Origin of the sequence: Nibrella viscosa (genome assembly GCF_039541875.1) — a bacterium.
Taxonomy (GTDB): domain Bacteria; phylum Bacteroidota; class Bacteroidia; order Cytophagales; family Spirosomataceae; genus Nibrella; species Nibrella viscosa.
In genome coordinates this window covers 68,496-88,537 of the sequence record NZ_BAABHB010000010.1, presented here as the reverse complement: position 1 = coordinate 88,537, position 20,042 = coordinate 68,496, and the positions used below count along the sequence as shown (strand labels likewise).

20 protein-coding genes and 1 pseudogene are annotated in these 20,042 nt (G+C 52.6%); 10 read left to right on the top strand and 11 right to left on the bottom strand.

Translation table 11 applies throughout. The features are described from left to right. Positions 1 to 217 precede the first annotated feature (217 nt). From ABD931_RS20800 to ABD931_RS20780, 5 genes are all read left to right on the top strand, one after another. Positions 218 to 1,681, top strand: a complete 1,464-nt coding sequence (locus ABD931_RS20800; RefSeq protein WP_345269863.1) for a rubredoxin — start codon at positions 218 to 220, stop codon at positions 1,679 to 1,681. A gap of 622 nt (positions 1,682 to 2,303) precedes the next feature. After that, the gene (locus ABD931_RS20795; RefSeq protein ID WP_345269862.1) at positions 2,304 to 2,534 is read left to right on the top strand and encodes a helix-turn-helix transcriptional regulator; all 231 of its coding nucleotides are present in this window, start codon (positions 2,304 to 2,306) and stop codon (positions 2,532 to 2,534) included. Then, a complete protein-coding gene (locus ABD931_RS20790) occupies positions 2,531 to 2,764 on the top strand; it encodes a HipA N-terminal domain-containing protein (RefSeq protein ID WP_345269861.1) in 234 nt (77 codons plus the stop codon). Before ABD931_RS20795 ends, ABD931_RS20790 begins: the two co-directional genes overlap by 4 nt. Positions 2,765 to 2,849: 85 nt before the next feature. Further along, positions 2,850 to 3,803, top strand: coding sequence for a HipA domain-containing protein (locus ABD931_RS20785; protein WP_345269860.1), 954 nt, complete (start codon positions 2,850 to 2,852; stop codon positions 3,801 to 3,803). 250 nt (positions 3,804 to 4,053) lie between these two features. After that, positions 4,054 to 4,587 carry a restriction endonuclease gene (locus ABD931_RS20780; protein ID WP_345269858.1) on the top strand — a complete coding sequence of 178 codons (534 nt, stop codon included), beginning with the start codon at positions 4,054 to 4,056 and terminating at the stop codon, positions 4,585 to 4,587. A 16-nt stretch (positions 4,588 to 4,603) separates the two neighbouring features. On the opposite strand, the gene ABD931_RS20775 is transcribed toward ABD931_RS20780, so the two are convergent. From ABD931_RS20775 to ABD931_RS20765, 3 genes are all read right to left on the bottom strand, one after another. Further along, positions 4,604 to 4,735 carry a hypothetical protein gene (locus tag ABD931_RS20775; protein ID WP_370469343.1) on the bottom strand — a complete coding sequence of 44 codons (132 nt, stop codon included), beginning with the start codon at positions 4,733 to 4,735 and terminating at the stop codon, positions 4,604 to 4,606. Between the two features lie 96 nt (positions 4,736 to 4,831). Beyond that, entirely contained in the window at positions 4,832 to 5,098 is a 267-nt protein-coding gene (locus ABD931_RS20770; protein WP_345269857.1) for a hypothetical protein, read from the bottom strand. Positions 5,099 to 5,102: 4 nt separating this feature from the next. Continuing rightward, positions 5,103 to 5,309 (bottom strand): hypothetical protein, encoded by a 207-nt coding sequence (locus ABD931_RS20765; RefSeq protein ID WP_345269856.1) that lies wholly within the window; start codon positions 5,307 to 5,309, stop codon positions 5,103 to 5,105. 467 nt (positions 5,310 to 5,776) lie between these two features. On the opposite strand from ABD931_RS20765, the gene ABD931_RS20760 reads away from it, so the two are divergent. The 4 genes from ABD931_RS20760 (at position 5,777) to ABD931_RS20745 (ending at position 7,218) form a co-directional block, all read left to right on the top strand. Then, positions 5,777 to 6,163 carry a hypothetical protein gene (locus ABD931_RS20760; RefSeq protein WP_345269855.1) on the top strand — a complete coding sequence of 129 codons (387 nt, stop codon included), beginning with the start codon at positions 5,777 to 5,779 and terminating at the stop codon, positions 6,161 to 6,163. A 67-nt stretch (positions 6,164 to 6,230) separates the two neighbouring features. Further along, complete coding sequence (locus ABD931_RS20755; protein ID WP_345269854.1) at positions 6,231 to 6,470, top strand: hypothetical protein; 240 nt, start codon at positions 6,231 to 6,233, stop codon at positions 6,468 to 6,470. Positions 6,471 to 6,526: 56 nt separating this feature from the next. Beyond that, positions 6,527 to 6,901, top strand: coding sequence for a hypothetical protein (locus ABD931_RS20750; RefSeq protein WP_345269853.1), 375 nt, complete (start codon positions 6,527 to 6,529; stop codon positions 6,899 to 6,901). Between the two features lie 83 nt (positions 6,902 to 6,984). Next, positions 6,985 to 7,218: a hypothetical protein gene (locus ABD931_RS20745; RefSeq protein ID WP_345269852.1), complete on the top strand. Its 234-nt coding sequence runs from the start codon at positions 6,985 to 6,987 to the stop codon at positions 7,216 to 7,218. A 132-nt stretch (positions 7,219 to 7,350) separates the two neighbouring features. Here ABD931_RS20745 and ABD931_RS20740 read toward each other — a convergent pair. After that, positions 7,351 to 7,641: pseudogene (locus ABD931_RS20740) on the bottom strand (RidA family protein); the annotation flags it as partial. A 189-nt stretch (positions 7,642 to 7,830) separates the two neighbouring features. Here ABD931_RS20740 and ABD931_RS20735 point away from each other — a divergent pair. Then, positions 7,831 to 8,451, top strand: a complete 621-nt coding sequence (locus ABD931_RS20735; RefSeq protein ID WP_345269851.1) for an RNA polymerase sigma factor — start codon at positions 7,831 to 7,833, stop codon at positions 8,449 to 8,451. Here ABD931_RS20735 and ABD931_RS20730 read toward each other — a convergent pair whose 3' ends face one another. The 7 genes from ABD931_RS20730 to ABD931_RS20700 all read right to left on the bottom strand — a co-directional run bounded on the left by ABD931_RS20730 (position 8,452) and on the right by ABD931_RS20700 (position 19,950). Then, positions 8,452 to 9,726: an amidohydrolase/deacetylase family metallohydrolase gene (locus ABD931_RS20730; protein WP_345269850.1), complete on the bottom strand. Its 1,275-nt coding sequence runs from the start codon at positions 9,724 to 9,726 to the stop codon at positions 8,452 to 8,454. A 16-nt stretch (positions 9,727 to 9,742) separates the two neighbouring features. Beyond that, positions 9,743 to 10,225: a RidA family protein gene (locus ABD931_RS20725; RefSeq protein ID WP_345269848.1), complete on the bottom strand. Its 483-nt coding sequence runs from the start codon at positions 10,223 to 10,225 to the stop codon at positions 9,743 to 9,745. 12 nt (positions 10,226 to 10,237) lie between these two features. Continuing rightward, positions 10,238 to 11,995 (bottom strand): PQQ-dependent sugar dehydrogenase, encoded by a 1,758-nt coding sequence (locus tag ABD931_RS20720; protein ID WP_345269847.1) that lies wholly within the window; start codon positions 11,993 to 11,995, stop codon positions 10,238 to 10,240. Between the two features lie 306 nt (positions 11,996 to 12,301). After that, complete coding sequence (locus ABD931_RS20715) at positions 12,302 to 13,552, bottom strand: amidohydrolase/deacetylase family metallohydrolase (protein ID WP_345269846.1); 1,251 nt, start codon at positions 13,550 to 13,552, stop codon at positions 12,302 to 12,304. 27 nt (positions 13,553 to 13,579) lie between these two features. Continuing rightward, positions 13,580 to 14,797 (bottom strand): aminotransferase class V-fold PLP-dependent enzyme, encoded by a 1,218-nt coding sequence (locus ABD931_RS20710; RefSeq protein WP_345269845.1) that lies wholly within the window; start codon positions 14,795 to 14,797, stop codon positions 13,580 to 13,582. 128 nt (positions 14,798 to 14,925) lie between these two features. Further along, positions 14,926 to 16,488: a SusD/RagB family nutrient-binding outer membrane lipoprotein gene (locus tag ABD931_RS20705; protein WP_345269844.1), complete on the bottom strand. Its 1,563-nt coding sequence runs from the start codon at positions 16,486 to 16,488 to the stop codon at positions 14,926 to 14,928. Between the two features lie 18 nt (positions 16,489 to 16,506). Beyond that, positions 16,507 to 19,950: a SusC/RagA family TonB-linked outer membrane protein gene (locus ABD931_RS20700; RefSeq protein WP_345269842.1), complete on the bottom strand. Its 3,444-nt coding sequence runs from the start codon at positions 19,948 to 19,950 to the stop codon at positions 16,507 to 16,509. Between the last annotated feature and the right edge of the window lie 92 nt (positions 19,951 to 20,042).

The following is a 20,042-nucleotide window of genomic DNA, read 5'->3' as shown; positions in this document are numbered from 1 at the left end:
TGAGTTTGGAATAAAAGTAACCGTTAAGTGCTAATGTTTGTCATTCGTAGTGGGTAGCATATAAGACCAGATTCTGTCTTACTTCGTGCCGTAGGTACGACCGGTTTATAGAAATGCCCGTAATCTCACATGGCTTGCGTGCCGTAGCCTGTTTTTCTATTAACCGGAGACCCCTACGGGGCCAGAATTAATAAGTAAGATAAACTCACAACTCTCCATGCGCGATTACTATTCCCTCAAAATAAACCTCCCGGCGGGCATTGTGTCGCCGGGGTATCTGCAGAATGTCCTGTCGCTGGCGTATAACGCCAATGTGCGGGAGGTGCGGTTTGGTGCGCGGCAGCAACTGCTGATGACGGTGCATTACGAAGACATGCGCTTTCTGGAAAAAGACCTCAAGGCGCACCAGCTATTTTACGAAGTAAACCGCGACGAATACCCCAACATCATCAGCTCCTATTGCGGAGAAGAAGTGTTCCGCACCGGCGACTGGCTGCACGAAGGCGAATACCATACCGTGCTGGATAGTTTTGATTGCCGGCCGCGGCTGAAAGTAAACCTGTCGGATTCCAGCCAGAGCTTTACGCCGTTTTTTACGGGTAACCTCAACTTCATTGCATCGCCGGAGCCGCACTTCTGGTACCTGTACATCCGCCCGAAGCAAAGCAATAGCGTGTTCCGGTGGCGGGAGTTAATTTATACCAACGAGATTGGCCCGCTGGCGAAAGCCCTCGATGAGGCTATGCTCGACGAGGGGCAAAGCGATGAAGAGTCGCTGTACCGGGCCGTAACGGCAAAGCGGCAGTACATCACCCAGCCGGCTACGCAGGAGGTGGAACTCCCCGAGTTTTCGCTGCCGTACTACGAAGGGTTCAACCGCTACGGCCAGCGGTCGTGGCTGGGGCTGTACCGCCGGGAGGAGCAGTTTTCGATTGCGTTTCTGCTGGACCTCTGCCGGCTCTGCCTGAAAACCCGCATCGGTGAAATCTGCGTGACGCCCTGGAAATCGCTCATCATTAAAGGAATTGAAGAAAAAGACCGGGCCGGCTGGTCGTACGTGCTGTCGAAGCACAACATCAATGTGCGCCATGCGGCCAACGAACTGGCCTGGCAGACGGAGGACCACAGCGATGAGGGAACCCGCATCAAGAACTCGGTGATTCGGTACTTCGCCAAACAGGATACCCGGACGTTTGGCCTGTGTTTTGGCGTACAAACCCGGCCCAAATCAGAGGTCTTCGGCTCCGTCTTGATTCGCCAGCGGCCGCTGCTGCGGATTGGGCTGCTGCCCCTTTTTAGTGTCTATGATATTTACTTCGCCGACAATTTCAACCCCAACAGCCGGACCTATCACCTGTTTGAACGCGGGCTGCTGAAGATGATGCTGCCCGGCCAGATAGAGCGTCTATGCCGCAAGTTTGGTATGCGTCACATCCAGCAACGCCCCGAAATCCTGCGCCCCGAACCGGAAGAAACCCCGCCAATGGCCGACACCGCACCCCTCATCCACCAGTGCCCTCACTGCCTGACCGTCTACGACGAGCAATTCGGCGATGCTCTGCGCGGCATTCCCGCCGGCGTCCCCTTCGCCAAATTACCTGATTCTTACGAGTGTCCTACTTGTGATGCGCCGAAGAAGGAGATGCGGGAAGTGCAGTTGGTTGATTCGGTAATGGGTTGATTGGTTCATTAGGTGGTTGACAAAGTCTGATACGGAAACAGGATCAGCAAACGATATGTAAAGATTTTTTTCACGTCAGGGAGGATATAGACATTTCTTCATGGTTCAGCATTTAGGCGAAGGAGTTGAATTTGATTTTAGCAACTAATGTGAGGTGGCCTGCAACAATGGCTTGTGCCTACAGCACAGCCGGTAGACCACTGTCAATGCATTTACTATAAACCGCTGGCTCCTACGGAGCAATAATTTGTCTGTCAACCAACGTACGAGGCCAAAAGCAAAACACTTTAGATCAGTACTTACCCTGCTTCTGGCAAATTCGAACCACTTTCCCAACTGACAATTTTTGCTCCGTAGGAGCCAGCGGTTTATAGAAATGCTCTCCCCCTGCAATTTCCTCTGCCTCGTGGAGGTCAGCCAATAGTTCAGCCCAGATGTCGGTACGCACACAATTTCAAAGGATAAAAGAAGGCTGGTAGATAACCATAGGAATTTGTTAAACATACTTTATCAGGTACAATTCGCTGCTATTGTTAAGCTATTATACCCGATGGGGTATAAAATGCCAGTGTGCTAATGAAACTATACCCAATCAGGTATAAATTGCTTCATCAGCATAGCTATGGAAACAACGCTAGGCCAGTTTGTGAAGCAATGGCGTAAGCTAACCCGCTTAACGCAGGATGAATTAGCCTACAAAGCCGGGGTAGGGTTGCGCTTCATCAGAGACCTGGAGCAGGGGAAAGCAACCCTTCGGCTCGATAAGGTTAATCAAGTGCTACGGTTATTTAATCACGAAGTAGGGGCGGTACCCATGTCCCGGAAACCCGCTGATACCGATACCGCTCTATGAGCCGGAAAGCCGCCGTATACCTTCACCAGGAGTTGGCCGGGCACCTGGCCGAAACGGACGAAGGCTACGAATTCAGCTACGATGCCGATTACCTGAACCAGCCAGGTGCGCGACCCGTTAGTCTTACGTTGCCGCTCACGGCCACGCCGTACCGGAGCACCGTGCTGTTTCCGTTCTTCGATGGCTTGATTCCGGAAGGCTGGTTGCTGACGATTGCGGAACGAAACTGAAAACTGAAAAGCAGCGACCGGTATGGCCTGCTGCTGGTTTGCTGTCGGGATTGTATAGGAGCCGTAAGTATTGTTCCTCTGGCTGATGAATAGCAATTGTCTCTACTGCTATGGTCCGTTGGCCGCCGACGAAACCGACTTTCACCGGGCGTGTAGCCGGAAGTTCTTTGGACGGCCGCAACCGCCGGAATTGCCTTACGCCAAAGAGACGATGTATGAACTGGCGGAACAAATTATCCGGCAGAGCATTACAGTGACGGGGGTACAACCAAAGCTGTCGCTCGATATACAGGCGGCTGATGGCCGGGAGCGCCTGAAGTTGGTAGACTTATGGAGACGGTATATCCTAAAGCCTCCGTACGAACTGTTTCCGGAAATGACCGAAACCGAAGACCTCACGATGCATCTGGCCGGGCTGTTTGGGATAACCACCGTACCCCACACGCTTATCCGTCTGGAAACCGGCGAACTAGCCTACCTGACCCGGCGCATCGACCGCACTCCGGACGGCCGCAAGCTGGCTATGGAAGACTTCTGCCAACTGGCCGAACGACTGACCGCCGATAAATACAAAGGCTCGCTGGAACTGGTGGCCCGGCTAATCCAGAAACACAGCACCCAGGCCGTACTGGACCTGGTGACGCTCTATGAACTCAGCCTGTTCTGCTTTCTGACCGGCAACGCCGATATGCACTTAAAGAACTTCTCCCTGTGGTGCCCGGACGATGAAACGGTAGCCTTGACACCGGCGTACGATTTGCTGGCTACCAAACTGTTACTGCCGGAAGATAAGGAAGAGACTGAGCTCACGCTGAACGGAAAGAAAAACCGGCTAAGAATAACGGATTGGGCGGCTTTTGCCAATAAACTGGGATTGACCGAAAAGCAGCAGGCCAACGTACACCAGCGCTTTGGCAAGCGACTGCCAGGCGCGTTTCAACTCATCGATAACAGCTTTCTGTCCGACGAAAAGAAAGAAGCATACCGGCAACTCCTGCTGGAACGAGCCGGGCGGTTAGATCTGCCCGTGGCCGAATAATTAACCAAGTCTAAACGGGAGATTCGGCTCAGTGCTCATCCGCCAGCGGCCGCTGCTGCAACTTATCTTATATAGAGGGCATGTTGATTAATACCCGCTAACGGTGGTAAATAATTCTTTCTATTTTTAAGCTAAATGGCATAAAATACCTTTTCAGGGTAGGTTTGGCCCTATTTTGTTAACAAATTAGTGAGTTTCTGAAGCTGTAACCAGATGAAGCCTTTTACTTAATTTATTGCCAGAAAACCATGTGACAAAAATTAGCCCTGGTGATTTTGAGGTATTGGTGAAAACCTTCCTTATTGAATCAGGCGTAGGTCTTAAAGATCTAGATGTACAACATAATGTAAAAGAGTCTGCTAATGATGGGACCTATCAAATAGATGTAAAAGCGACCTTTGAAGCATTTGCTGGTAGTCTAATTACCGTAATTGTCGAGTGTAAACATTATAACACACCTATTAAGCGAGAAAAAGTTGAAGTGCTTTATAGCAGAGTAAAATCTTTGGGTGCACATAAAGGTATTCTTTGTTCGACATCTGGTTTTCAGCAGGGAGCTGTCGATTTTGCGAAGGCACATGGGATTGCTTTAATATGGGTAATTGAAGGTAAGTTTACCTATGAAACAAGATCGCGTGATCGAAAGAGAGATAAACCGTCCTCGTGGAGTGATGCCCCTAAATATGTCGGTGGCTATGCCTATAAATTTACAGAGACAGGTTGCACAACAACTTATTTACAACACAATTACATGGAACCTTTAGCGGAATTCCTTTTTGGATAATAGCTGTTTTTTGTTTTTAAATGTTTACTCTCTTCTGGATCTTCCCCATTGACGAGCCGGCTTTGATGAGTTCTTTCTCCAGTTCTTTGAGTACTTCGTCGGTGTGGACGCGGATGTCGCCTTCTTTGTGGTAGTCTTTGCCAGCCATGAACACCAGATTGCCCAATTTGATGGGGCCCGTAAAGTGAATCGAGGAGCAAGTAAGTGAAAAACCGTTATTTTATATGTAATAGCGGTTAGCCATTCAATATGGCTTATCTTTTATTAACCTGATATTATTTAATTCGGGTACTTCAATAACGCAATCAGCGGGTATCTTGCCCCGGTTAATCCAGTTAGTCACTACCTGCGTAGACAGGTTATGCTGTTGGGCGTACTTAGCAATGGTTACCCACTCGGCTAAATTAAGCCGATGCCCCTGCGTTTCTAAAAACGAAAGGGTCTCGGAGGTTTTAGACTGAATGTCAGCCAACTCCTTATCAAAATTGGGAAGTGTCTTGTCCTTTACCATCGCTCTACCTGTTATCAGTTGGTTCTTCGTCATCCGGTTTTTGTTGTATCAGCCATTCCAGAATCTCTTTTTGCTTCAACCACTCGTTCACCCATTGCATATGCTTGTTCTGCGCTTCCAACTCAGCATAGTGTTCGTCAAGAATGGTTTTGGCGCGGGCATACAGGGCTTCATGGGTTTTAATCAAAATTTGTAAATCTTTTTTCTCCATTCTGGCGGGAATGACTGCTTACGAATAACCCAATTAAAATACGCATCGTTTCGATACGAAACAATTGGATGGCACACTAACGTTGATCAGGCTATTCAGATCATATATACGCAAAAGACCCATCTCCACCAGCGAACTGCCGGGAACTCCGCCGTATATGGCTACGATGGTTCTTCTGCTGGTGTTGCGCCCTGGATGTTTAGGGGTAACCTCTTCCAGAAACAGGTGGGCCGGCGAAAGGATGAAATATAAATTGCCTCTACCGCAACTTATCTGCGTTTACAGTGTTTACTAAGCAAGCTCTTCCGTGACCTCCAGGCCTAACCAGGTTAGTTACTTGCTCGTCCAATCTGTCTGCCGGAAGAGTTTTTCGCCTACTACGTATAGGGTATAGCTTTTTAGCCCCAGAGGGGTCTGCCCCCGCACCATTTATCGTTTCCGGCCTTCACCCTATCTTACCGTACTGTATGAAACTCTTTCTTAATCCGATCGACCTGCCTTTTCAGGTAGGTGAGCAGGTATTTATCAATCAGCCGCTGCTGTACTGGACCGACAATAATACAAAGCTGGTGCCGTATTTCTCCGGCGTCATCAGGTCCATAGAAGTTATTATTAATCCCCAGTCCAGGTTCATCCGGCAAAATGAGGCACAAAATACCCTGATGGTCGATATGGTCAGGTATGAGGTTCTGCCCCACAGTCAGTTTAATCCCTTTGGACAAGTCCAGATCTTCGACCGGGTTGAAAGCAGTTCCAAACTTTTCCCGACCGAACAGGCCTTATTGAGTGCTACCGGAGATGAACCTTCGATATATTATGCGAAATCGAGCCTGAACAACATAGCGTCGTTGTAGTTATCCGGACAATGCCGGCTGCCGCTTTTTCGCCTTATTCACTTAGAAGCAACAAACCCTTATTGTTATGGACGCTCTTAATCGGATGCTTACATCATTATTGCATGAAGGTGTTATGAATTATGAGGGGCTCTCGTCGGTAACCGGCCTGACCATCTCCTACTGTCAACAATATACCGAACGACTTCACCAGCAGGGGCTGGTCAGAATTATGCCGTTTGGCGGTCGGGAAAAAACAGATGTAGTCGTATTGCTTACCCCTCACGGGAAGCTAACCGCAGCAAAGCTGAATCCGGAGGTGTTATAATCTGTTCCGAGGCCATAGGGCCTGCCGGGCTATGTATCTTATGCTTTCGCTGTATTATGGATAAGCAATTAAAATCACAAATATTAACCTATCTGGACCCTAAACATCATCAACTAGATGAGTTATGGCTACTGCACTTTTTTATCAACCAGCAGATTTCGCTGTATAAACACCAGATGGCTGATTTTGAAAAGGCGCGGGATATCTGGAAACAGGCGGGCGAACCGTTTTCTGAGCCCCAGCCGCCCGTGGTAGGAGGTACCCTCACGGAGGCCATTAAAGAACTGGCGAGACTGGAAGAGTCCAGCCTGGCTGATCTGGCTACGGAAGTGCATATGCTAAACTATGATGTCTTTCTGCTAAAAGAAAAATTAGCCACCCTGCTGAATGCCTTTAAACTGGGTACCAACCTATCCGGCAGAATGAACTGAGTTTCTCCTTCAGCAAGGCAACCAAAGACGGCTCTTGATCCAATGGCTTCCCCGAACTGTTCAGAATGCCTTGATTGTTCGGATTGAACGAGTCAGACGTTCCTGGCTGGTCGGAGTTGGTCAGAACAGACACCTGCCAGAACGATATTGAAGTGGAGTTTAAAGGTATTCGCTCTGATTTAATGGAGCAACGACGCTTTTATGTAGCGTTGGAGGATGAATGGTTACCGGCTCATCTGGGCGTCTTCCGGCACCTGAAACGTAGTGTTCTCCAGGACAAGGCCTATAAGATCAATGTGTTTGAAGTGTATATGTAGGCGTGTGGAACCCCTAACGGCTCCGGTAGTATGCCTAATTGCCCTGATAACCCCACGCCGGTTATGAAGCAGTAGTATACGGGTGCAGGATCCGGAGAGCCTTCACCACGGTAGGCTTGCCTGATAGTCGGATCAGATATAGGCAATGTAATCCATCTTTACCAGCGAACGGTCAGGTACACCGCCGTAGATGGCTACGATGGTACGCACCGGGGGCCTGCTGCCAAAGCGACCTTTTAGAGACTTCATTCATGGCTTTATAGTCGTTTAGGTCGTGCAGGCAGCCGTTTACCTTCAACACCTTTTCCATCGAGGAGCCGGCTTTGATCAGCTCCTTCTCCAGTTCTTTGAGTACTTCGTCGGTATGCTCCGGATGTCACCTTCCTTGTGGGAGCCTTTACCGGCTACAAATACCCGATTGCCCGGTTAGGTGAATCCCGGAAACAGCGGTTCTTATTGCACATTTTGTTGTAAACGCAAGCAGAACAATAATTTACATTTCTAGGCTGATCTGAAATTTTATTTGCACTTATCGCATAACTGCGGGTGTGCTGTTAGGTTTACCCGAATTTACCTATTATTTTACCTTCGGAAAAACTCAGTTATGTTGTTGTGGAGACCAGACAGCGCATCATCGACGAGAACAAGCACCTGCTGGAACTCTGGCATCAGGCAAAAGCCGGAGACAAGGTGGCGTATTGCCGGTTAGCCGAGTCGCAGTACCGGTCGCTGTTTACCTACGCGCTGAATTTTACCGACGACCGCGACTTCATCAAAGACTGCCTGCAGGACATCTTCATCCATATCTGGGAAAATCGGTATACCATCAGCATCCAGTATGTATCTATTTACCTGTTCAAGTCGCTGCGTAACCAGATCTTACAGGAGTTTCGCCGGGCCCGCAAACCCCTGTCGCCCCTGTACAGTCCGGAAGTAAACAATGTATCGGACTGGCAAACGGTTGAAACCGACATTGAACGGGATGAGATGGATGTCGAAAGCCGGCACCGGGTTCGTCAGGCCATTGATACCCTCCCCAAACGGCAACAGGAAGCCGTATTCCTCAAGTTTTACGAAGGGCTGGAAAACGAGCAGATCGCCGAGGTGATGGAGATTAACCGCCAGTCGGTGGCTAACCTCCTGTACAAGGCGCTGGGTGCGCTGAAAGACCAGATGACCTTCCATAACTACTGGATGATTGCCCTCTGCCTGCTTGCAGACCTGGCGGTCTGATCAGGATTGCGGCTGCTGCATCACAATCACCGGATTGGCAATGCCGTTCAGGTCGTACACGATCCTGCCGTTCCGGATCGTCATTTCGGCCGATAGCTTTTGCTTGCCTTCGATCTTGTGGCCGGTATAATCAAAGAAGCCAAAGGTGCCCGTCTCCCGAACCTCGAATTTACCTTTGTGCAACCGCAGAATGGCTACGTCAGCTACGGAACCCACCGACAGATGGCCGAGTTCTTCGCGCTTAATGGCTTTGGCCGGGTTCCAGGTACTTGCTTCGATCACGCCCGGTAAAGGCATACCCATCGCCAGAAATTTCGACATTACATTCAGCATATCTTTCATGGCGTTGTTCATGCTGCCGGTATGGATATCTGTGCTGATGGTATTCGGGTAGAAGCCGCTCTTCAGGGCTGGAATGGCCTGCGAAAACGCAAAGCTGATGCCGCCATAGCCCACGTCGAATATGATGCCGTTCTTCTGCGCTTCCCGGACAAACGGCTTTACGGTGCCGCTCTCCACGTCTACAATGGCTTCACGGGTTTTAAGCTGACCAAAGCAGTGGGTGTAGATATCGCCCGGCCGCAGGTGTCTGGTGTACAGTTCTTCAATGGGCAGGGTAGGGGTACTGCCGCCAAAATCAATCATCACGGGCACGTTGGCCAGCTTACCGGCCTCAACCGCCCGGTCGGTGGGGGTCCAGTCGTAGCCGTTGAAGTGGGCCAGCTTAACCCCAACGACCTGCTCCGGGTACTGTTTCGCCACATCCGCCGTCGCCTTAGCATCCATGTCGGCAATGTTCTGTTCATAGGTGCCGCCCCGCATGCCGCTCCCCACGATATTGAGCAGCGCCAGCACCCGCGTCTGTGAGCGGTCGATGGTTTGCTTCTTGAACGTCGCGAAGTCGCGCCAGCCGGAGCAGCCCGCATCCACGATGGTAGTCACGCCGTTGCGGAAGGTAAAAGCATCCGGCGGCAGGGCGTTGGGGCCATTGCTGTAGGTCTGGTCGAGGTTAGTGCCGAAGAACACATGAGTATGCATGTCGATCAGGCCGGGCGTCACATACAGGCCTTTGGCGTTGACGACCTGAACCGCTCGTTTGGCATCAATGTTCCTGGCTACCTGAACAATCCTGCCGTCGTTGATGGCAATGTCCATTACCCCATCAATATTGTTCTTCGGATCAATGATGTGTCCGCCTTTGATGACAATGCGGTATTCCTGGGCCGGCGTCAGGTGCGACCAGATAGTTAAGAGCAGCAGAAGAATTCGTTTCATAAAGGAAGGGACTTGCCTATATATACGCAATGCAATCCATCTCTACCAGCGAACTGCCAGGCACTCCGCCGTAGACCGCTACGGTGGTGCGCACCGGGGGCTTGCTGCCGAAGCGGCCTTTGTAGACTTCGTTCATGGCTTTGTAGTCGTTGAGGTCGTGGAGGTAGACGTTCACCTTCAACACCTTTTCCATCGACGAGCCGGCTTTGATGAGTTCTTTCTCCAGTTCTTTGAGTACTTCGTCGGTGTGGACCCGGATGTCGCCTTCCTTGTGGTAGCCCTTGCCGGCAACGAACACCAGATTGCCCAGTTTGGTGGAGCCCGAAAACAGGGGCACGTCCTGGTGCGTCTCTACATTGAAGACTTCTTTTTCGGGGGCCGGCTCGGTCGGGTTGGCGCTTGTGCTAGTGGTGGCGGCAACGGATGTTGCGCTTAGGCCGGTGATACCGGCTACGGAAGCAAATAGTCGTTTTAAAATAGATCTGCGTTGGGCTTTCATATAGACTTGGGGTTATTTTTTTAAGGCTATTGTTTTTCGGATGGCATTCACATCGTCCACGCTCACGGCATCGGCCTGATTGCCGAAGTTCTGCCGGATGTGGGTCAGCACCTGCGCAATGTCTTCGTTGGACAGGAAGCTGTGCTGCGGCATTACATTGTTGTACGACTGGCCTTTCACCTCAATGGGGCCTTCCAGCCCTTTCAGTACAACTTCAATCAATCGTTTCTTGTCGCCGAGCACCCACTCCGATCCGGCCAGGGGCGGGAATCGCTGAGAGTCGCCGAGACCGTTGCGCTGGTGGCAGGGCGAGCAGTAGACCGCGTACACTTTACTACCCGCCACCGGCTTGTCGCGGTCGAGGTTGTCTTTAATCGGGTCAGGTGTACGGATATGCGACATCGTTTTACGTTTTTCCATCTGGGCCAGTTGGGCGGGGCCAAAGGTCTTTTTGTTGCCTTTGTAGGTAATCCGCCAAATCTTGCCCTTTTCGGTTTCTGCGATGTACAGGGATCCGTCGGGACCCATGGCAATACCCATCGGCCGGTATACGGCATCGCTTACGTTGACTACGGGGTCTACACCTACAAAGCCATCGGCAAATACTTCATAATTGCCCGAAGGCTTGCCGTCTTTAAACGGCACAAAGCCAATAATATAACCGGACTGCGGATATGGAGCGCGGTTGGTAGAGCCGTGGAAGGCAATAAAGGCGCCGTTCCGGTACCGCGCCGGAAAGCCGTTGGTCAGGCCGGCGCCCCGGTAAAACAGTAGATCATTGGGTGCCCAATGTCCCGGAAAGCCAATTAAAGGCTTTTCCAGGTTCATTGCTTCCGGATTGATCCGATTGTCGGCGGCATACTCCGGATTTACAATTTTCTTCCCTTTAATCTGGTCATAGTACGTATAGGGCCAGCCGCCATCAAAACCATCTTTCACCCGGAAGAACTCTTCGGACGGCAGCACGGCGCTCTGCCAGGGCGAATACGTACCTGCCCACAGCATGAGCAGGTCGTCGCGGCCGTGCTGCAAAGCATACAGGTTGTTGTCGGCCGGGTTCCAGTCCAGGGCCACCACGCTGCGGAGGCCGGTGGCGTATTTGTAACCGTCTTTCTGAGTCTGACCTGTTTTGTTGGCGTCGAACCGCCAGATGCCGCCATGATCGGCCAGCATGGCGCACGGATACTGGCCAGCCGAGTTGGGGGTGCGGTTGCGCTCCTGACAATTATTGGAACCGGCCCCGAACGGCACGTACATATTCCCCTGGTTGTCGAAGGTAACCGGCTTGGCAATATGCTCGTGCATGCCATGTTTGTGATCATCGGTGAGTACTACCTCCAGCGGACTCTCCGGGACCAGTTTGCCGGGCGTTAGTTTATTGCGGTACACAAGGAGTTCGGAGCTGAAATACAGGTAGCCGTTGTAGATGCGTATGGCGGTGCCGTACGAGCGTTCCCGATCCAGGCCACCAAAGCGTTTAATGATGTCGGCCCGGCCGTCCTGGTTGGTATCCCGGAGCGCAATCACTGATTCATCTTTGTCGCGCACAAACCGGGCTTTTACGTAAATGTCGCCGTTGGTGTTGACGGCGATGTGCCGGGCGCGTCCCTCCAGGCTATCGACCACCACCACTGCTTCAAAGCCATCTGGTAGGAACAGCCCGCCGTTGGCCGTGTTGATGACCGGCAGTTTCCGGTTGTCGTTGGGTGGAGTGAAGCCGATAAAGGCCAGCAGCATCAATAGTATGGCGGCACAGCGAATTTTGGACATCGGGCGTCTAGTGAATAGGGTATATCTAACAGTCAATTAATGTATGTCGAAATGGCTCCTCTCTTTTAAGCCTGAAAGGCTTGACTCTGGATAACTCCGACTCAAAAGTCGGGGCTAAGTCCTGATCTGTGCCCTACTACAACCCTGAAGGGGTTGAATGATGACTGCTTAGGTCAACCCTTTCAGGGTTGGGAGTAGCCGCTTTAGCTCGTCTACCCCGACTGATAAGTCGGGGTTATCCAGAGTCAAGCCTTTCAGGCTTGGGATGTGCCGGTGGTCTAAACTGTGCCTTGGATACGCCAACACTCACCGCAACACAATCGGATTGGCAATACCGTTGAGGTCGTACACGATTTTGCCGCCCTTGATGGTCATCTCACACTCGAACTTCTTTTTGCCGTCTACTTTATAGCCGGTTTTGTCGTAGAAGCCGAATTTGCCGTCCCGCAGGTTTAGGATCGCCACATCGGCAATGGCCCCCACGGACAGGTGTCCCAGGTTTTCGCGGTGGATCACCTGCGCGGGTATCCACGTACTGGCCCGGATCACGGCGGGCAGATCCATGCCCATGCCCAGGAACTTGGACATGACGCTCAGCATGTCTTTCATGGAGCCGTTCATGCTACCCGTGTGCAGGTCGGTGCTGATGGTCGTCGGATGGAAACCGCTTTTCATGGCCGGGATAGCCTGGGAGTAATTGAAGCTGGCTCCGCCGTAGCCCACATCGAACACGATGCCTTTTTTGCGGGCTTCCCAGACAAACGGCCGTACCTGCCCGCTCTCTTCGTCGACAATCGTCTCCCGGACGTTATTCTCCAGCAGCGTGTAGGTATGGGTAAAAATATCGCCCGGCCTTAAGTATTTCAAAAACAGGTCTTCCAGCGGCAGCGGGGGCGTACTGCCGCCAAAATCGATGATCACCGGCATATTGGCCAGTTTGCCGGCTTCCACCACGCGCTGCACGGGTGTCCAGTTCTGACCCTGAAAGTGGGCGAGCTTAAACCCGACAATGTCGTTGGGGTTGCTCAGGGCCACAGCGGCCGCCATCCGCGGGTCCATGTCGGTGGTATCCTGCTCCCAAACACCCCCGCGCATGCCTTCGCCGACGATGTTGATGAACGACAGCACCCGCGTTTTCGAGTTGAAGATGATGTTCTTCTTAAACGCCGGAAACGATTTCCAGCCGGCCCCGCCGGCATCGACAATAGTGGTGACGCCCACCCGGAACGTAAAGCCATCCGGCATAATGGCCGACAGCCCGTTGCTCAGGTAGCTATTCGGTTCCGTACCGGAGAAGACGTGCCCGTGTATATCGATCAGGCCGGGCGTCACGTACAGCCCTTTGGCCGCGACGACCTGCTTCGCCCCGGTGGCGTCGATGTTTTTGGCGATCTGGACAACGCGGCCATCCGTAATGGCGACATCCATCACCTCGTTGATGTTGTTCTTCGGGTCGATCAGATGCCCGCCCTTAATGACGAGGCTGTAGGGCATCTGGGCGGTAACGGCGGTACAGAACAGGCAGAGCAGGGCAATGACGATGTATCGTTTTTGCATGGAAGTATAGCAGGTAAAGACCGACAATCAGACCGATGCTTTGGTGAATTCCTCTTTCAGCCGCGAGGCTACAATCTTCTCCTGCCCCGGTTTCAGCATCCAGGTCGTAATGCTGATGCCGTTGGGCGCACCTACCACTTCGATGGACGGGTTGCCGTTGCGCAGATTGTCCTGAAGCGCTTTGGTCGTGAGTGATACTTTGGCCGGGTCCCAGGCAATGCGCAGGGTAGGCGTATGATTACCGAGAGGTGGGGCCTCTGTGGTGACGGTCACGCCGTTGACCTTCGTGATGGTATCGGCTATATGTGCAGCCCGGTCTTCCCACATCTTCCATTCTTTCTGATGGTCCTGGTTCACAAACTTCTCCAGCGCCACGTACATACCCAGAATTTCTTCCTTATTGACCTTCATGCCCCGGCCAATGGTGGAGCCACGGGGCGGCATACTGAGCCGGGCCGCATCAATGTATTTTTTCTTACCCATCAGCAGACCGGCGCTCTGGGGGCCCCGCATGGCTTTACCGCCCGATACGCATACCAGATCAAAGCCCATGTCGTTGAACTTCCAGAGGTTTTCGACCGGCGGCACATCCGCTGCAATGTCGATCATGGTGGGTATGTTATGCTTTTTGCCCAGGGCCACCCACTGCTCATGCATGATCTTGCCTTTGTCCGATTGGATATGCAGGAACCACAGCATGGCTGTTTTTTCGTTGATGGCCTTCTCGACATCCTCCACGGTTTCGACCTCCACGATTTTGCAACCGGTATTGGTCAGGGCGTGGTTGTAGCCCACATTATGGCCTTTCTGGGCAATCACTTCCGACTTCATGCCGGTACCTGCCAGGTGCGGCAGTTGCTCTACTTTCTTCTGGTCCATACCGGTCAGCACACCCGCCAGCCCCAGCGTCATGGCCGAAAAACACCCGGCCGTGACCACCGCCGATTCAGCATGCGTCAGGGCGGCAATCTTCTCGCCGACTTTGGTCTGCACGTCATCGAGCATCACAAATTCTTTGGAGGCTGCCTGAATCGCTTCCATCACCTCGTCGTGCATGAGCGAGCCGGTCATGGCCGTGTAGGTGCCGGCGGCATTGATAAAGGTGCGGAGGCCAAGTTCCTTAAGTAAGTTACGGGTTGCCGCCGGAGCCGCCAGCGCGGATTCAAAAGGAGTTACGCTACCGAGCACACCACCCAGGAGAGGCATGGCCGATAACCGCTGAATGAGTTTTCGTCTACTAAGCATAGCAATAGGGGTTAACAGGATACGTAGGTAGTTGGGGAGCAAGCTATTGAATCTCCTTCAGAAAATGAAGGAAATCCAATAGCTTAAATATACGCAGTAAAATTGATCTCCACGTGTGGAAAAGACAACTACTTATCCCACCATACCACGCTGGAAAGGGTATTCGTGCCTCCCTGGCGGGTGCGGGCTTCCACAAAGTTGGTTCTGTTGTATGTTTCTTCCGAATCCGGGATTACGAACCGGGTTGGTATTTTACCGCCGGTCAGGTTACCAGGGTAGTTCGTTGGTTTCAGCACCGGATAACCCGTTCGTCTCCAGTTCGAAAAAATCTCGTATTCATCCTCCAGAAAGAGTGAGACCCATTTTTGCGTATGAATCTGCTCCATCTGCTCGGCTACGGTGCCGCTGGTTTTATACGGGTTAGCCGTCAGGTACGCATTGATCTTCGCATCCGAAATGACACCGCCGGTTCCGAACAACGCCCACTGCCGCATGCCGGCTTTCACCGCGTTGTTGTACGCCACGGTCGCTGTGGTGCCACTGTTCCAGCCGCGTACGGCAGCTTCGGCCAGCAGCAGGTTCATTTCGGCATTACCAAGCACCAGCAGGGGCGAGCTGTACTTCAGCAGCGTGTTGGGGTTGGGCTCCGAAAATGAGTTGAAATTGGCCGGCAGGTTGTTGTACGCTGCGTTGGGCATGCCGCTTTGCAGCGCCGTGGTCGTGTCGGCGGTAAACGTCTTGCCGTCGGTAGTGGTCCAGACAATGGAAATTACGTTCAGCCGGGGATCTTTAGTCGCCTTCAGGTGGTCGATCAGCGTTTTCGCCAGTTTGCCCCCTTCTACGTTGTCGCCACCGGGCGTGATATAATCGGTGCTCAGCAAACCGGCGGCAATGAAGTTCCGGCTGGCCACCTGCGACCCGTCGACGTAGGCAATAACGGCCCGGTCGGCATCCTCCAGAATAACCCCGCCGGCAATGGCTTTCTCTACCCAGGTTTTGGCCATAGCGGCATCCACTTCGGTCAGGCGCATACCCAGCCGCAGCATGAGCGAGTAGGCAAATTTTTTCCATTTGTTCACATCACCGCCGTAGAGCAGGTCTGCATTGCCGAAGGTGGCTTTGGTAGGATCGAACGCCTTGATGGACTCGTCCAGCTCCTTCAGCAGATCGGCGTAGATGGCCTGCTGGGTATCGTATTTGGGGCCGTAGTTTTTATCGGAAAGTGCCTTTCCGGCATCGAAGTACGGAATGTCGCCGTAGAGATCAGTCAGACGGTGAAAAATATACGCCTTCCAGATCCGGGCTACCGACAGTTTGTTGACATTGGCGGAATTGGACGCGACCGCGTCGATGACCTGCCGGGTCGAGATCACCGAGCCCTGTCCGGCTCCGGTTCCGGCGTAGGCATTCCAGTTGCCGGTCGAATAGCCGTAGTTGAAGTACTTATCACCAGCCGCTGGTACTTCCTTGTAGGTGGCGAAATGCTGCATCGACTGCCCGATGGTCAGGTAGGCCGCTCCCGTAAAGTTAGTACTTACGCCATCCAGCAAGGCCCGGGTAAACCGGTATTCAGGAATGACTTCGGCGTATTTGTTCGGATCTACGTTCATTTCCTGAAACCCTTTGTCGCAGGCCGACAACAGCAGGAAAAGCGGAGCCGAACACAGTATTTTTAGAAATAATCGTTTCATAGTCAGCGAATGAGTTGATTAGAATTTCACCATAATATTCACCCCCAGGCTACGGGTCCTGGGTACGCCAAAGGCTTCCAGCCCCTGTGCGTTGGTGCTGGTATAGCTCGACTCCGGATCGAAGTACTGGTTCTTCTTGTCTTTATACAGGATCGCCAGGTTACGGGCCACAAAAGAGACTGAAGCACTTTGCAGACGCAGGAACGGCAGTTGGCCGATGGGTATGTTGTAGCTCAGAATCAACTGGCGCAGCTTTACGAAGTCGTTGTTGAACATGAACATGGCCGTGTAGTTCTTGTCGTTATCGTAGTAGGTATCGACATCTTCCTTGCTCCATGTTTTGGTGAACGGGTTGCCTTCGGGTGTAACCCCGGTTACGGTGATCCCTGTTTCGCGACCCGGCAGCGTTTCCTGCGGCAGCCCAAAGCGATAGGCATACTGGTACAGGTTCGAATACACGATGCTGCCGAATTTGCCGTCGACCAGGATATTCAGCGAGAAGTTCCTGTACCGGAAGTTGTTGGTAATACCCAGGGTCAGCGGAGGGGTGCCCTGCCCAATTTCCTCCAGGTTCCCTCTGACCGCGTATCCGCTGGCAGTGTTGAAGACCACATTGCCGTTTGCGTCGGTTTTTTTCGGGTATCCCCATACGGTTCCATAGGGTCTGTTCAGAACATTTCGGATCAATCCGCCACCAACCCCGCTGCCTACATCAATGCCGGTCAGCCCTTCGGCGAGTCGTTCGATCCGGCTCTTATTGTACGCCATGTTATAGCTTACATCCCAGCTCAGATTACCGCGTTTGACAGGCGTACCGGTCAGCATCAGTTCAATACCTTTGTTGCTCAGTTCACCCACGTTCAGCAGGGCTGAGGTGTAGCCCGACGACAGGGCAATATTGGTGGTGACGATATCGTCCGTGGTTTTGCGGTTGTAGAGCGTCAGGTCAATACCCAGGCGGTTTTTCAGGAACTTAGCTTCGAGACCCGCTTCGTAGGTGGTGGAGGTCAGCGGTTTCAGGTCCGGGTTAGGCACCTGCGAAGAGGATAGCACCTGCACCGGACGACCGTTGTGACCGCCCTGCTGCATGGAGTAGTACTGATAGATCTGGTAGGCATTGACCGTGGCGCCACCCACCTGCGCCCACGAAGCCCGCAGCTTGGCGAAGCTGATGGAATTGGGCAGGCGGAAGGCGTCCGACAGAATCAATGATCCGCCAATCGATGGGTAGAAGATGCTGTTGCTCTTTGGGTTCAGCACCGAAAACCAGTCCTGCCGTCCGGATAGGGTCAGGTAGGCAACGTTCTTATAGCCAAAGTCGACCGAACCAAATACCGAGTTGATGGCGCTTTTCATGTACGTTGGCGTGGTCGTTGATGCACCCAGGTTGGTATAACTGTAAAAATACGGCACGGTAAACTCGCTGCCGGCGATCAGCGTCTGGTCGTAAATAGCCCGCTGGGCATTGGCCCCCAGCATCCCCGAAAAGCTCAGGTTATTGAAAAAATTGGTGTTGTAGTTCAGCGTCAGCATGCCGTTGGTTTCCGAGGAGGTTGTCTTGCGGGCTTCGTAGGTGCCCAGCGGCTGATACGCGTTGTTGGTCGGCTGCACGTACTCCGACTGAAAGCTGTAGTAATCCTGGCTTACACTGCCTTTGATGAATAGGTTGTCGAGGATGTCGTACCGGAGGCTTCCCTGGCTGATAAACCGGTGCTTGGTGTCGTCATTTTTAAACTTGTTGATCACAAAGTAAGGGTTGGGGGCGGCCGGTACCGGGTTCCATTCCATTTCCTTGCCGGTGACGGGATCATAGCCTGGAGACAGGCTGCGGATGTCGACCACGTTGGCGACCAGATACGTAGCCCAATGCGGGTTCATATCGGCATAGCCCACTTTTGGCCGGTTTTTGCCTTCTTCCAGGTTGTACTGGAACACCGTTTCAATGCTGAGCTTCTTGCCCAGAAAGGCGTTCAGGTTCAGGTTGGCGATCTGCCGGCTGAACGAGGAGTTTGGGACGATGCTGTTTGACCTGGTATTGTTCAGCCCCAGCCGGAAGTTTACCGACTCGTTTCCGCCCGTGAATGCCACCGAGTTGATGTAATTGCTGCCGGTTCGGTAAAAGTTCTTCAGATTGTCTTTCTGGGGAGAGTAAGGATGCAGCTGACCGTCGACCTGAATGGTCGGCTGACCGTCCATGCGGGCACCATACGACAGGCGACCGGTGCTTTTGGCTTCCGTAACGGTGGCGGGTTTGCGGCCATCGAGGCCCTGCCCGTATTCGTACTGCCAGTTCGGAATCACGGCAATGTCTTCAAAGGTGGTGTTGCTGTTGATCTCTACCCCGACACCTTTCTGGCCACGTCCTTTCTTGGTGGTAATCAGAATCACCCCGTTAGAGGCCCTTGCCCCGTAGAGAGCCGCAGCGGGCCCGCCTTTCAGCACGCTGATCGATTCGATATCGTCCGGGTTGATACCACCGATACCGTCACCGCGGTCGACGTTCATGCCGTTCCCGTCCGAAGCCGTACCGCCACCGGGAATGCTGTTGTCCATCGGCATCCCGTTTATAACGTACAAGGGCTGGTTGTTACCGTTCAGTGAACCGTTCCCCCGGATAATGATGCGGCTGGAGCCGCCGGGGCCGGTAGCCATCCCGGTTGCGTTTACGCCGGCAATTTTACCGGTCAGGGCGTTGGCTACGTTGTTTTCCCGCGCCTGGGTAAACTCGCTGCCTTTTACTTCTGAAACGGCATACGCCAGTGCCTTCTTCTCCTTGGAAATACCCAGGGCCGTAACCACCACCTCATTCAGCGTGCCGGCTTCCGGTGCCAGGTCAACGGTGATGTCTGTCTGGTTGCCTGCTGGTATCTCCTGCGTCTTATACCCCACAAAGCTGAATACCAGCATAGGATTGGGGGTTTCGTCGGGAATATCGAGGGTAAACTTACCCTCGGCATTGGTGGCCGTACCTCGCTGGGTAGTTTTTAAGACTACACTGACGCCGGGCATCCCAACGCCTTTTTCGTCGCGCACTGTCCCGGAAATTTTGCGTTTCGGGGCTTCTTTCTGTCCGGCCGGTTTTAGCTCCGGTAGTATTTCCAGCCTTTTCAGAATAATCGTTTGCTGGGCTACTTCGTAGGCTACATGGTAGGGAGAAAGCACCTTGTTGAGCACATCGGCAAGCGGTTCGTCGCGGAAGCTATAGGTGACTGTTTTCGGTTCAGCCCCAAAGATCCGGGGGTTGTACATAAACTTAACAGTGGTGACCGCTTCAATTTTATCCAGCACTTTTTCAACATCGGCGTTGACCAGCTGAAAGGTTATCTTTTGGTCAAGAACCTTCTGCCCATTGACGTCATACGCATGCGCTAACGTGACGAAGGCGACAGAAAGAAAGGCCTGGTAGAGTCCCCTGCGCATCATTTTCTGTAAGGCTTTTTGAAGATGTAATCGTTTTGACATAATTTTGACTGTTGTCGGGTGAAAATTCGGCAAAATAGATCCCTGATCCGCCTGGCGGATGACGTAACGAGCGTACACATGGGAGGTTTCGA